The organism is Caballeronia sp. LZ065, from assembly GCF_031450975.1.
GTDB lineage: Bacteria > Pseudomonadota > Gammaproteobacteria > Burkholderiales > Burkholderiaceae > Caballeronia.
The window spans coordinates 2,011,978-2,025,118 of the sequence record NZ_JARUXV010000001.1; the positions used below are offsets into that span (position 1 = coordinate 2,011,978).

Annotated in this window: 13 protein-coding genes; 1 reads left to right on the forward strand and 12 read right to left on the reverse strand. The window is 66.4% G+C overall.

Going from position 1 to position 13,141, the window contains the following annotated elements:
* Positions 1-10: 10 nt before the first annotated feature.
* The 3 genes from QCE63_RS09235 to surE are packed head-to-tail and all read right to left on the reverse strand — an operon-like array spanning position 11 to position 2,819.
* Positions 11-1,003 (reverse strand): peptidoglycan DD-metalloendopeptidase family protein, encoded by a 993-nt coding sequence (locus QCE63_RS09235; protein WP_309832436.1) that lies wholly within the window; start codon positions 1,001-1,003, stop codon positions 11-13.
* A 5-nt stretch (positions 1,004-1,008) separates the two neighbouring features.
* A complete protein-coding gene (locus QCE63_RS09240) occupies positions 1,009-2,091 on the reverse strand; it encodes a protein-L-isoaspartate(D-aspartate) O-methyltransferase (RefSeq protein ID WP_309832437.1) in 1,083 nt (360 codons plus the stop codon).
* The gene (gene surE / locus QCE63_RS09245; RefSeq protein ID WP_309832438.1) at positions 2,061-2,819 is read right to left on the reverse strand and encodes a 5'/3'-nucleotidase SurE; all 759 of its coding nucleotides are present in this window, start codon (positions 2,817-2,819) and stop codon (positions 2,061-2,063) included. The genes QCE63_RS09240 and surE overlap by 31 nt, the downstream gene beginning before the upstream one ends.
* 102 nt (positions 2,820-2,921) lie before the next feature.
* Here surE and QCE63_RS09250 point away from each other — a divergent pair, with 102 nt between their 5' ends.
* On the forward strand, positions 2,922-3,896 hold the full coding sequence (locus QCE63_RS09250; RefSeq protein ID WP_309832439.1) for an NADPH:quinone oxidoreductase family protein: 975 nt from the start codon (positions 2,922-2,924) through the stop codon (positions 3,894-3,896).
* Positions 3,897-3,924: 28 nt separating this feature from the next.
* Here QCE63_RS09250 and QCE63_RS09255 read toward each other — a convergent pair whose 3' ends face one another.
* The 9 genes from QCE63_RS09255 to QCE63_RS09295 form a co-directional block, all read right to left on the reverse strand.
* Positions 3,925-4,896, reverse strand: a complete 972-nt coding sequence (locus tag QCE63_RS09255; protein WP_309832440.1) for a glycosyltransferase family 9 protein — start codon at positions 4,894-4,896, stop codon at positions 3,925-3,927.
* Between the two features lie 288 nt (positions 4,897-5,184).
* Positions 5,185-6,009, reverse strand: coding sequence for an ABC transporter permease (locus QCE63_RS09260; RefSeq protein WP_309832441.1), 825 nt, complete (start codon positions 6,007-6,009; stop codon positions 5,185-5,187).
* Between the two features lie 12 nt (positions 6,010-6,021).
* Positions 6,022-6,852: an ABC transporter ATP-binding protein gene (locus QCE63_RS09265; protein WP_309832442.1), complete on the reverse strand. Its 831-nt coding sequence runs from the start codon at positions 6,850-6,852 to the stop codon at positions 6,022-6,024.
* 3 nt (positions 6,853-6,855) lie between these two features.
* Positions 6,856-7,893 (reverse strand): ABC transporter substrate-binding protein, encoded by a 1,038-nt coding sequence (locus QCE63_RS09270; protein ID WP_309832443.1) that lies wholly within the window; start codon positions 7,891-7,893, stop codon positions 6,856-6,858.
* Positions 7,894-7,954: 61 nt separating this feature from the next.
* Positions 7,955-9,160: a CaiB/BaiF CoA-transferase family protein gene (locus QCE63_RS09275; protein ID WP_309832444.1), complete on the reverse strand. Its 1,206-nt coding sequence runs from the start codon at positions 9,158-9,160 to the stop codon at positions 7,955-7,957.
* A gap of 32 nt (positions 9,161-9,192) precedes the next feature.
* Positions 9,193-9,417, reverse strand: coding sequence for a DUF1653 domain-containing protein (locus QCE63_RS09280; protein ID WP_309808513.1), 225 nt, complete (start codon positions 9,415-9,417; stop codon positions 9,193-9,195).
* A 13-nt stretch (positions 9,418-9,430) separates the two neighbouring features.
* On the reverse strand, positions 9,431-10,027 hold the full coding sequence (gene recR, locus QCE63_RS09285) for a recombination mediator RecR (protein WP_309832446.1): 597 nt from the start codon (positions 10,025-10,027) through the stop codon (positions 9,431-9,433).
* Between the two features lie 41 nt (positions 10,028-10,068).
* Positions 10,069-10,395 (reverse strand): YbaB/EbfC family nucleoid-associated protein, encoded by a 327-nt coding sequence (locus QCE63_RS09290; protein ID WP_309832447.1) that lies wholly within the window; start codon positions 10,393-10,395, stop codon positions 10,069-10,071.
* 90 nt (positions 10,396-10,485) lie between these two features.
* A complete protein-coding gene (locus QCE63_RS09295; protein ID WP_309832449.1) occupies positions 10,486-13,029 on the reverse strand; it encodes a DNA polymerase III subunit gamma/tau in 2,544 nt (847 codons plus the stop codon).
* Positions 13,030-13,141: the final 112 nt, after the last annotated feature.

Below are 13,141 nucleotides of genomic sequence, written 5' to 3' on the forward strand. Positions count from 1 at the left end.
TGATTTCGCTCTATTGCGGCGGCAAATACTTCAGTGGGTCAACAGGTTTACCCTGCCGGCGAACTTCGAAATGCAACATCACGCGATCCGAATCGCTGTTCCCCATCTCAGCGATTTTCTGCCCTTTAGTGACCGCGTCTCCCTCTTTTACCATCAAAGCGCGGTTATGTGCATACGCGGTGAGAAAAGTTGCATCGTGCTTGATGATAATGAGGTTGCCGTAGCCGCGCAGCCCATTTCCGGAATACACCACCCGCCCATCCGCCGACGCATTGACCGGGTCACCCGCCGCCCCGCCGATGTTCAAGCCCTTGTTGCTCGCCTCGCTGAACGTGTTGAGGATCGGCCCGCGCGCCGGCCAGATGAAGGCCGGCTGACCCGCCGGCGCCGTCGCGCCCGCATCGGCGCCCGGAACGCCCGGCGTCGAGCCTGCCAGCGCACCCGCCGCTGTGCCTGCTGCCGTACCCGCTGCTGCTCCCGCTGCTGCTCCCGCCGCCGCGCCCATGCCCGAGTTCGGACCGTAGTACGGCGGCTGCGCCGTTGCACCCGGCTGGGGCGTTGCGGCGTAGCCGTTGGCGCCGTTGAGCGGCTGGGCCTGCACGCCGCCGCCGGTGATCGGCGCCGTCGACACGCCCGGCGTCGCGGCTGCGAGATTCGCGCCCGGCGGCGCCACGCGCACCAGCTGGCCGACTTCGATCTGGTTCGGGTTGGTCAGGTTGTTCCACGTCGCGATGTCGTGATAATTCTGACCGTTTTCGAGTGCGATCCGATATAGGGTGTCGCCCGGCTTCACACGGTAGAAGCCCGGCGGCGGCGGACCGTTGTCCGGCGTCTGCGCCGCCGTCGTGCCAAGGGGCGCGCCCGTCCTGTCGACGACCGGCGCCATGTCCATGCGCGTCGAACACGCCGCCAGCACGGACAACGCCAGCACGCATACGCCGCGCTGCGACGCGCTCACGCGTTGGTCTGCCGTTCCTTCTCGCAAAGCACGCAAGATACTCATCGGTGTCAAATCACTCCGGATTTTAAGGGTACAAAGAAAACGCGATCGAGCTGCTCTTCCCGCCATTGCGTGGCCGAGACGCGGGTGACGAGCGTCAGCACCTGCGACTGCGCGGCCTGCGATCCGACCGGCGCGACGAGCTTGCCGCCCACCGCCAGTTGCTCGAGCAGCGCCTGCGGCACGTCGAGGCCCGCGCAGGCGATCACGATGGCGTCGAACGGCGCGGCGGCGGCGAGTCCCAGCCGGCCGTCGCCGTAATGCAGCCGGATGTTCGGCACGCGCAGCGGCCGCAAATTGAGCTTGGCACGCTCGGACAGCGAACGCACGCGCTCGATCGAATACACCTCCGCCGCGACTTGCGACAGCACTGCCGCCTGATAGCCGCAGCCCGTGCCGATTTCCAGCACCTTGGTCAGGCTGCGTCCGGTCGCGACGAGTTCGATCATGCGCGCGACGACCGACGGCTTCGAAATAGTCTGGTGATGACCGATGGGCAGCGCGGCGTCTTCATACGCCTGCGGGGCGAGCCCGGGATCGACGAACATGTGGCGCGGCACCACCGCCATGGCATTGAGCACGCGCGGGTCGGTCACGCCGTTCGCGCGCAGGCGTTCGACCATGCGCGCCCGCACCCGTTCCGACGTGAGCGTCTGCGTGCCGGCCAGCGCGACATTGGGCGCGCCTTTCTTCGTGCCCGGCGAGGCGGCGTTCAGATCGCGTCCGGATGCGCGGGGCGCGTGTGCCGCGTGATGGGTGTGTGCAGCCGGATGCGCCTTCGACGCGCTCCGCCCTGCACCGGTTGCAGAGTGCGCCGCGCCACGCGCAGGAAACACCGACGTGGCCGGTTTCGCGGACGCCGCTGCCGTCGCGGGATTTTTCATGGTCGCGTTCGGCGTGCGCGCGGGCGCCGGTTTCGGCTGCGCGGCAGGCTTGAGCGTGGGCGGCTTGAGCGTGGCGGCGGGTTTCGCGCGCGCATCGGCGGTGCGACTCGCGGGCTTGCGCGGCTCGCGAACCAGATCCGCGAGCGCCAGCGGAAAGCGCTTGGCGCGCTCGTCGCTCATGTGCGACCGCTCCCGACACGCGCCCATTCGCGCGTCTCGGCCAGGAGTTTCGTATGCGTGAGATCGAGTTGCAACGGCGTGATGGACACGAAACCGTTCGCCACCGCGTGGAAATCGGTGCCTTCGCTGGCGTCGAGCGCGTCGCCCGACGGACCGATCCAGTAGATCGGATTGCCGCGCGGATCCTCCTGGCGGATGACCGGCTGCGACGGATGGCGCTTGCCAAGCCGCGTGACCTTCCATTCGCCGAGCTGGTCGTACGGCAGGCTCGGGATGTTCACGTTGAGCAGCGGATGGCCGGGCATCGGATGCTCGAGATAATGCGCGACGATCTCTGCCGCCACGCGCGCCGCGTCTTCGAGATGCAGCCAGTCGCGGCCGACCAGCGAAAACGCGATGGCCGGAATGCCGAACATGAAGCCTTCAGTGGCGGCGGCGACCGTGCCGGAATACAGCGTGTCCTCGCCGACGTTCTGCCCGTTGTTGATGCCCGACACCACCAGATCCGGCTGCTGCTCGAGCATGCCCGTCAGCGCGATATGCACCGAATCAGTGGGCGTGCCGTTGACGAAATTGAAACCGTTAGGCGCCTGATGGATGCTCAGGGGCCGCGACAGCGTCAGCGAGTTGGACGAGCCGCTGCAGTTCTGCTCCGGCGCCATCACGGTGACTTCACCGAGCGGCTGCAACACGTCGTGCAGCACATTGATGCCGCGCGCCAGATAACCGTCGTCGTTGCTGAGTAGGATTCGCATCCGGCGATTGTAACCGAGGAACCCCCACGCGACGACGCCCTCCAGACTCGCTCCAGGCGCCGTCCCTGCCCTACACTGAAGCCTCTTCAACGAGGAGATGCCATGCGCGCCGTACGCTGCAACGAACACGGATTGCCCGCCACGCTCGCCATCGAGACGCTGCCTGACCTGCATCCGGAAGCGGGCGAACTCGTCATCGACGTGAAAGCCGCCAGCGTGAACTTCCCCGACGTGCTCGTCATCCAGAACAAGTACCAGTTCAAGCCGCCGCTGCCCTTTACGCCGGGCGCCGAGTTCGCGGGCGTCGTGCGTGAAGTGGGCGCCGGCGTCACCGGCTTCGCGCCGGGCATGCGGGTGGCCGCCTATGCGGCGCACGGCGCGTTCGCCGAACAGGCGCGCGTTAGCGCAGCGGACGTGATCGCGCTTCCCGACAATCTCGATTTCTCCGCCGCCGCCGCGTTCATGCTCGCCTACGGCACCTCGTATCATGCGCTGGTCGATCGCGGCACATTGCAGGCCGGCGACACGCTGCTCGTGCTCGGCGCGGCGGGCGGCGTCGGGCTCGCGGCGATCCAGATCGGCAAGCTGGTGGGCGCGCGCGTGATCGCGGCGGCATCGAGCGCGGAGAAGCTCGCGTTCTGTCGCGAGCACGGCGCCGACGATGTCATCGACTACGCCCGTGAAGACTTGCGCGAACGCATCAAGACACTCACTGGCGGCAAGGGTCCCGATGTGATCTTCGACCCCGTCGGCGGCGCGTATGCCGAACCGGCGTTTCGCAGTATCGGCTGGCGCGGGCGCTATCTCGTGGTGGGCTTCGCGAATGGCGAGATTCCGAAGCTGCCGCTCAACCTTGCACTGTTGAAGGGCGCGAGCGTGGTGGGCGTGTTCTGGGGCCATCACATGAAGCATGAGCACGCGCTCGTCGAACAGGAATTCGCCGCATTGATCGAGTGGATCAAAACCGGCAAGTTGCGCCCGGTCATCACGAAGCGCTATACGCTCGACCAGACGCCGCAGGCGCTCGACGACATGATGAACCGGCGCGTGACGGGGAAAATCGTGATCGAGATGTGAACGCCGTGAAGCGAAGCGGCACCGCGCGCTACGCGTCCGGCAGGATGCGCGCGCGGGCGCGGTCGACGTCACGCCGCATATAAAGCGGGTTATCGGCGGGACGCATGTGGGCGGTCTGAAGATCGCTGAACGCCGACATCACGCGATGCACCGTCAGCAACTGTTTCCACAACCGTTCCTTCAACGCCGCGAACGGCACCACCGACGGCGGCAGCACCACCGCGCCCGGTCCCCAGCCGGGCCGCCAGGAACGCGCGAGTCCGCGCCGCATGAACAAGGTGAGCGTAGGCACGCCGATGGCCGACGCCAGATGGCCGAGCCCGGAATCGTTGCCGATGAACCAGCCCGATTCGGCGATCCACGTGGCGACATCGCCCAGGCGCGTGAGCGCGTTGAGTTCGTGGCCCTCGCGCGGAATGTCGTCCCAGCCGGCAAGCTCGGCGGGCGCGACGAGGAAGCTCGGCAGCAACTGACGGCGAGTGAGCGCGCGGGACAACGCCAGGAATTTGTGACGCGCCCACATCTTTTCGGGATGACTTCCGGTGGGATGGATGACCACCCGGTGCGCGACCCTACCGCGCACGACGCCGCGCGGCACGACGAGCCCGTTGGACCGCGTGACGTCACGCAGATGCAGCACGTTGACGCCGATATCGACCACACGATCCACCATGTGTTTCGAGCCGCCGTACTCGGGCAACTCGGACAGACAGAGGGTGCGCCCGGTGCGGCTCAGCGCGGGACCGAAACGGGTGGGCCGCAGCTCGATGACGAAATCGAATGCGCCGCGACGATCAGCACGATGTGCCTCTGCGTGCGCCCCTGTCCGTCCGACTTCCACGTGGGGTAGCCAGTCCGCGAGCTGCTCCGCTACCCAGCCGAACACCACCGGCCGATAGCCATTGCGGACGAGATTATTGACGAGAACGAGCCCGATCAGGCTGTCTCCGATCGGCTGTGGCAAGGCCACGGCAATCGTGGCGTCGGCTTGCAATCTCATGCTGGACGGGCGCAAACGCGTGAGTAAACGCCGCGCCAGCGGATGGCGCCCAGCGGTCAGGACGACTGCAGGCGCGGGGTCGCTTCATGGCGCGGTAAGTGAGCCGAACCTTGCAGCGATGCGCCGGACGTATGCAGCCTCGCCGCCGATTCAGTCTTCCCGGATGACCATAACCGAATTGCGCCAGACCAACTGACATGTTTTGTCGCGCCCGTCGGCAGAAAGGGCGACCGCGGCAACATCGCGGCCGCTATCTGACCATGTCTGTGTGACAGCCTGCATCACGGCCTAGAGCTTTTCCGTGTCGCCGCTCTTGGGCTGCCACTTCATGAGGCGCCGCTCGGCCAGCGCGACGAGGCCGTCGAGCACGAGCGCGAAGGCCGTCAGCACGAGGATGCCGGCGAACACCGTGTTGATGTCGAAGGTGCCTTCGGCCTGCAGGATCAGATAGCCGACGCCGCGCGCAGAGCCGAGATACTCGCCGACCACCGAGCCGACGAACGCCAGCCCCACCGACGTATGCAGGCTGGAGAACACCCAGCTCGTCGCGCTCGGCAGATACACGTGCCGCAGCAGTTGCTTGCGGTTCGCGCCGAGCATGCGGGCGTTGGCGAGCACGACCGGGCTCACTTCCTTCACGCCCTGATAGACGTTGAAGAATACGATGAAGAACACCAGCGTGACGCCGAGCGCCACCTTCGACCAGATGCCCAGCCCGAACCACACCGCGAAGATGGGCGCGAGAATCACGCGCGGCATCGAGTTGGCGGCCTTGATATAGGGATCGAGAAGCGCGCTGGTCAGCGGCGCGAGCGCGAGCCACAAGCCGACGCCGAGACCGGACACCGTGCCGATCACGAACGCCAGCACGGTCTCGATCAGCGTCACCCACAGGTGAACGTAGATTTCGCCGCTGGTGAACCACTCCCAGATGCGCACCAACACCTTCTGCGGCTCGCCGAAGAAGAACGCGGCCTTGGAGCCGTCGTCGAAATAGAAAGGCGGCAGGAGCGTCGGGCTCGTCAGCACGTACCAGAGCACGAAGCAAGCGAGCAGCAACAGCCATTGCCACACGATGAGATTCCCGCGATTCGGGCGCAGCTTGTTCCACATGATCGTTTGGTCTTATTCGGCGGCGGCGGGCTTCAGCTGCTGCTGGTAGCCCTTCAACACTTCCTCGCGCAGCACGCCCCAGATCTGCGCGTGCAGTTCGACGAAGCGCGGGTGCGAGCGGATTTCGGCGACATCGCGCGGACGCGGCAGGTCGATCCTGAACTCGCCGATCGGATGCGTGCCCGGCCCCGCGGCCAGCACGACGACGCGGTCCGACATCGAGATCGCTTCGTCCAGGTCGTGCGTGATGAAGAGCACGGCCTTGCGCTTGGCGGCCCACAGGTCGAGCAACTCGTTCTCCATCAGCTGGCGCGTCTGGATGTCCAGCGCGGAGAACGGCTCGTCCATCAGGATGATGTCGGGATCGAGGATCAGCGTCTGCGCCATCGCGACACGCTTGCGCATGCCGCCCGACAGCTGATGCGGATAACGGTCGCCAAAACCGCCCAGGCCCACGCGCTTGAGCCATTCCTCGCCGCGCGCGTCGGCGTCGCGCTTCGACATACCGCGGAACACGAGGCCCGCCGTCACGTTGTCGAGCGCGGAGCGCCACGGCATCAGGCCGTCGGCCTGGAACATGTAGCCCGCACGCTGGTTGATGCCGACGAGCGGCTCGCCGAACACCTTCACGGCGCCGGACGAAGGCGTGAGGAGTCCCGCCGACACGTTCAGCAAGGTCGACTTGCCGCAGCCGGTCGGCCCGACGACGGAAACGAATTCGCCCGGCGCGATCGCGAGGCTGGTATCGCGGACCGCCGTGTAGCGGTCCTTGCGGCTCGCGCGCGACACGAACGTGCAGGTGACGTCGGCCAGTTCGAGCGCGGGGGTGGAAGACGAGGACATCGGTCAGGCCTTGACGTTGGCGAGCGCCTTCTTGACGAAGTCGTTGGTCCAGGTCTTCGAGAGATCGATCGGCCTGCCCTTCACGGTTTCGTCGAAGGCCTGCAAGGTCTTGAGCGAAGTTGCGGGGCCGTCGGCGGGCATCAGGCCGTCCGGCGAAAGCGCTTCCTTCACGTGTTGCCACGAATCGAGATAGAGCGCGCGATCGCCGAGCAGATAGCCTTCCGGCACCGCCGCGATCAGGTCCTTGCCCGATGCGCTCTGCAGCCACTTGAGTGCGCGCACCATCGCGTTGGTCAGGGCCTGCGTGGTGTTCGGGTTCTTCGTGATGAAACTCTGCGATGCATACAGGCAGCCGGCCGGCATGTTGCCGCCGAACACCTTGACCGTGTCCGCGAGCGTGCGCGTGTCCGAGACGATGCGGATCTCGCCCGCGCGCTCGAGCTTGGTCATGACCGGATCGAGATTGGCGATGGCGTCGATCTGCCCCGACTCCAGCGCAGCGATCGCGCCCGCGCCCGCGCCGACGCCGATGAACGCGACATCCGTTGCCTTGAGGCCAGCCTGCGCGAGCACGAAGCTCGCCATGATCGAGGTGGACGAACCCGGCGCCGTCACGCCGATCTTCTTGCCCTTCAGGTCCGCGACCGACTTGTAGTTCGGCATCGTCTTCTTCGAGACGGCGAGCACGATCTGCGGCGCGCGCCCTTGCAGCACGAATTCGCGGAAATACTGATTCTTGGCCTGCAACAACAGCGTGTGTTCGAACGCGCCGGACACGACGTCCGCGCTGCCGCCGACCGCGGCCTGCAATGCCTTGGCGCCGCCGGCGAAGTCGGAGATCTCGACTTCGAGCCCTTCGTCCTTGAAGTAGTTGCGGCGCTCGGCGATGGTGAGCGGCAGATAGTAGAACAGGTTCTTGCCGCCGACGGCGATCGACACCTTGCTCTGTTCGAGCTTGGCCTGGGCGAAGGCGAGCGGCATATTCGAGAGTGCGCCACCCGCGAGCACGGCGCCGCTCGCGAGGAAGGTTCTGCGTTTCATCGTTCTAGTCTCCTGGACTTTGTTGTTGTCTATCGCGTGTTTGAACGCATTCAGGCCGGGTTCAGATCACCTTGGCCGCGCGCAGCCGTGCAATATCGTCGGCATGATACCCGAGCGTCTGCAGGACTTCATCCGTATGTTCGCCAAGTTGCGGCCCGAGCCAGCGCGTCTCCCCCGGCGTCTCGGAGAGCTTCGGCGTGACGTTCGGCAGCGTGATCTCGCGGCCGTCCTGCCACGGAAAACGTTGCAGCATCTGGCGCGCGATGTACTGCGGATCGGTGAACATGTCAGCCACGCTGTAGATGCGCCCCGCCGGCACCTCGGCCGCGTTGAGCACGGCGAGCGCCTCGTCGATGCTGCGCGTCGAGAGCCACGCGGCAATCGCCGCGTCGATTTCCTGCGTGCGCGGTACGCGGCCGTCGTTCGAGGCGAGCGTCGGGTCGTCGGCGAGATCGGCGCGCTCGATGGCGTTCATCAGCCGTTTGAAGATCGGGTCGCTGTTGCCGCCGATCACGATGCTGCCGTCGCGGCACGGATAGGTGTTCGACGGCACGATGCCCGGCAGCGACGCGCCGGTGCGCTCGCGCACCATGCCGTACACGCCGTATTCGGGCACCACGCTTTCCATCATGTTGAACACGGCCTCGTACAACGCGACATCGACCACCTGTCCCTTGCCGCCGTTCACCTGCTTGTGATGCAGCGCCATCAGCGCGCCGATCACGCCGTGCAGCGCCGCGATGGAATCGCCGATCGAAATGCCGATGCGCGGCGGCGGCAGATCCGGATAGCCGGTGATGTGGCGCAGGCCGCCCATGGATTCAGCGATCGCGCCGAAGCCAGGCCGGTCGCGATACGGGCCGGTCTGGCCGTAGCCCGAGAGCCGCACCATCACGAGTCCGGGGTTCTCGGCCGAGAGCGTCTCGTAGCCGAGCCCGAGCTTCTCCAGCAGACCGGGGCGAAAGTTTTCGATGACGACGTCGGCTTCCTTCGCGAGCCGCCGCACGATCTCCTTGCCCTCTTCGGCCTTGAGATTCACCGTCACGGATTTCTTGTTGCGCGCCTGCACGGCCCACCACAGCGACGTGCCGCCGACTTCCGGATAAAGCTTGCGCCATTTGCGCAAGGGATCGCCGCCGTTCGGGTCTTCGATCTTGATGACCTCGGCGCCGAATTCGCCCATGAAGCGCGCGGCGAACGGGCCGGCGATCAGTGTGCCGAGTTCCAGCACTTTGACGCCCGCAAGCGGTCCGGACGTGGTGCTCATGACGTGTCTCCTTTGATTGTTTTTGTGCGGGCTCAGAGCGGCATGTCAAGCGGCTTGAAGCGCGGGGTGCCGTCGGCGAGGGTTTCGTTGAACATCGCCGCGGGGCGCACCCACAGGCCGCGCTCGTGCGGCCACAGATGTTCGTAGACGATCATCGCTTCCTCGGTTTCCGAGTGCCGCGCGACGCCGATCACGCGATACAGCCCGCCCTTGTAATGACGATGGGTGGCGAGCGCGAGGGCTTCGGTTTCAGTCATCGGATCAGGTCCTTCATACGGAGCGCCGATCGAGCATCGCACGCGCGATGGTGCCCGCATCGACATATTCGAGTTCGCCGCCCACCGGCACGCCGCGAGCGAGCCGCGTCACCTTCAGGCCGCGCGCCTTGAGCGTCTGCGCGAGATAGTGCGCGGTGGCCTCGCCTTCGTTCGTGAAGTTGGTCGCGAGCACGACTTCCTGCACGATGCCGTCGACCGCGCGGCCAATCAGCCGTTCGAAATGGATTTCCTTCGGTCCGATGCCGTCGAGCGGACTCAGCCGGCCCATCAGCACGAAATACAGCCCCTTATAAGTGAGGGTCTGCTCGAGCATGATCTGGTCGGCGGGTGTTTCGACCACGCACAGGAACGCGGGGTCGCGCTCTTCGTCGCTGCAGACTTCGCAGATCTCGGCTTCGGTGAAGGTGTTGCACTGGGCGCAGTGCTTGAGATGCTCGGTCGCGAACAGCAACGACGCGCCGAGTTTCTCGGCGCCGGCGCGGTCATGCTGCATCAGGTGATACGCCATGCGCTGCGCCGATTTCGGGCCGACGCCGGGCAGCGCGCGCAGCGCCTCGACCAGCGCCGCCAGGGCGGAAGGTTGTTTCATGTGTCCTCGTGACGCGCCGGCCAGACGTCCGGCGCGCAGGTTCAGAACGGCAGCTTGAAGCCGGGCGGCATCGGCATGCCGGCGGTCATGCCGCTCATCTTTTCCTGCGTGGTGGCTTCGGCCTTGCGCACGGCGTCGTTGACCGCGGCGGCGACCAGGTCTTCGAGCATGTCCTTGTCGTCGGCGAGCAGGCTCGGGTCGATCGACACGCGCTTGACGTCGTTCTTGCAGGTCATCGTCACCTTGACGAGACCGGCGCCCGACTGGCCCTCGACCTCGATCAGCGCGAGCTGGTCCTGCATCTTCTTCATGTTTTCCTGCATCTGCTGGGCTTGTTTCATCAGCCCGGCGAGTTGGTTCTTCATCATGGTTCGGCTCCTTACTGGAAAACGTGTGACGGACGGGTGCACGCGCGATGACGGCGCCCGGTATTCAATGCGGCTGCACGACGTGCTTCGTCAAGACGGATTCGCGCCCGTCGCGGCGATCGGCTTGATCGATCCCTGCACGATGCTCGCGCCGAAATCGCGGATCAGCGACTGCACGAACGGATCCTGCGTGATTTCCTGCTCGGCTTCCTGCTGGCGTCGCGCGCGCGCGGCGGCATCGAGCGCGGCGGCGGTGCGGCGTGCGGGCCCGACGTTGACGGTGACGTCGAGTGCACGGCCGAGTTTTTCGGCGAGCGCGGCCTTGAGCTTCGCGACATGCGCGGCGTCGGTGTACATCTGCACCGGCACTGCGAGCGTGAGCGACGAGGCGTCGCAGGCGGTGAGTTCGCTGTTGAACGCGAGCTGGTAAGCCACGCCCTTCAGCGGCAGATCGATTGCGAGCGCGGCCCATTCGAGCGTCAGGCCGAGTGCGTCGAGCGGGACGGCGGGCGGCAACGGCGTCGTGTCGATCTTCGGTTGCGGCGCGGGCTGCGCGGACGGCTCGCTGCCGAAGTGCAGGTCGTCGGGACCACTGTCGAACGCGGGCACGAAGCCGTCGTCGGGCGGCATGAAGTATTCGTCTTCCGAGCCGGGCGGCGGGTAGTCGTCGGACGGCATGTCTTCCCACGGCGGGACGACTTTCGACTTGCCGGCGGGCGCCGATGCGGGCTTCGCTTCCGGCTGGGGCGGCTGCTCGGCTGCGGCGCTGGTTTCGCGGCGCGCGACGGGAACCGGCACGGGTACGGCGGGCTTGGGCGTGGCCTTCGGTGCAGGTTTCGGTGCGGCTTCCGCAGCGGCGGCCCCGCGCGCGCCGCGATCCGACGAAAGGCGCATGCCCGCACTGCGCAGCACTTCGAGCGCCGCGCTCGCGCCGCCCGTTGTACGCGGCGCGGCGAGCTCGGCTCTGGAGGCGCGAGCTGCTGCGGGCGCCGCTTCCTCGATGGCTTGCCGCGCCGCTTCGGGCAGGGGCTTGTTGGCGACCGGCGCCGCTTCGGGCGCGGGATTGTTCGCGACTGGCGCGGCTTCGGAAACAGGCTTGCTGGCGACCTGTGCCGCTTCGGGCACAGGCTTGTTGGCTACTTGCACCGCTTCGGGCACGGGCTTGTTGGCTACTTGCACCGCTTCGGGAACGGGCTTGTTCGCTACTTGCGCCGCTTCGGGCACGGGCTTGTTCGCAACTGACACCGCTTCGAGCGCTGGCGTGTTCGTGACCGGCACCGCTTCACGTGCTTCGACAGCTGCCAGTTGGTCCGTGGGCGCATCGACCGGTGCGGCTGCCTCCGGCCGAATCGTCGGCTGCACACGCTCTACGACAGGCGCAAGCGCCACGGGCGCCACAGCCGTCGTCTCGACGGCCGCCGCAGACTTCAGAGCCGGCGCCGGGCTGACTGCGCGCCCGGCCATCGCGCCGGCCAGCGCCGCACCGCGAGCCTGCCTGGCGGGCGCGGGCGCGCTCACCGCGACGCCGCCGCCCGGGCCGCCCGGGCCGCCGGCGGGCTCGAACGCGAGCATGCGCAGCAGCGTCATCGTGAAGCCGGCGTATTCGTCCGGCGCGAGACCGAGCTCGCCGCGGCCCACGGTCGCGATCTGATAGAAGAGCTGCACCTGTTCGGCGGAAAGCATCTCGGCGAAGCGGCGGATGTCGGCGGCTTCCGGCCATTCGTCCAGCACCGACGACGGCGCGAACTGCGCCCACGCCACGCGATGCAGCAGGCTCGCCAGATCTTGCAACGCCGTGGAGAACGACAGGCTGCGCAGCGCCATTTCGTCGGCGATGTCGAGCACGAGCGCGCCGTCACCCGCGGCGAGCGCGTCGAGCAGACGGATCAAATAGCTCTGATCCAGTGCGCCAAGCATGCCGCGCACGGCTTCTTCCGTCACCTGGTTGGCCGAATAGGCGATGGCCTGATCGGTCAGCGAGAGTGCATCGCGCATGCTGCCGTCCGCCGCGCGCGACAAGAGCCGCAGCGCCTGCTGCTCGAACGCGATGCCCTCTTCCTTGAGGATGTTCTCCAGATGCCCGACGATATGCCCGGCCGGCATTTGCTTCAGGTTGAACTGAAGACAGCGCGACAGCACGGTGACCGGAATCTTCTGCGGATCGGTGGTGGCGAGAATGAACTTGACGTGCGGCGGCGGCTCTTCCAGCGTTTTCAACATGGCGTTGAAGGCGTGGTTCGTGAGCATGTGCACTTCGTCGATCATGTAGACCTTGAAGCGGGCATCGACGGGGGCGTACACGGCGCGTTCGAGCAGTGCCGCCATTTCATCGACGCCGCGATTGCTCGCCGCATCCATTTCCACATAGTCGACGAAGCGCCCTTCGTCGATTTCCCGGCACGCACGGCACACGCCGCACGGCTTCGAGGTCACGCCGGTTTCGCAGTTGAGCGCCTTCGCGAAGATACGCGAGAGCGTCGTCTTGCCGACGCCGCGCGTGCCCGTGAAGAGATAGGCATGATGCAGACGGCCGCCGTCGAGCGCGTGCGTGAGCGCACGAACGACGTGCTCCTGGCCGACGAGCGACTCGAACGATTTCGGCCGCCATTTGCGTGCGAGAACTTGATAGGTCATGCGCGAAATTGTATCAGCAACGACCTGGCGCAACGCCCGTTCCGGCAGGCCACACGCGGGCGTGAGCATGCTGTGCGCGGACGCGACGAAGCCGCTTCAGCGAGAGCGAAAA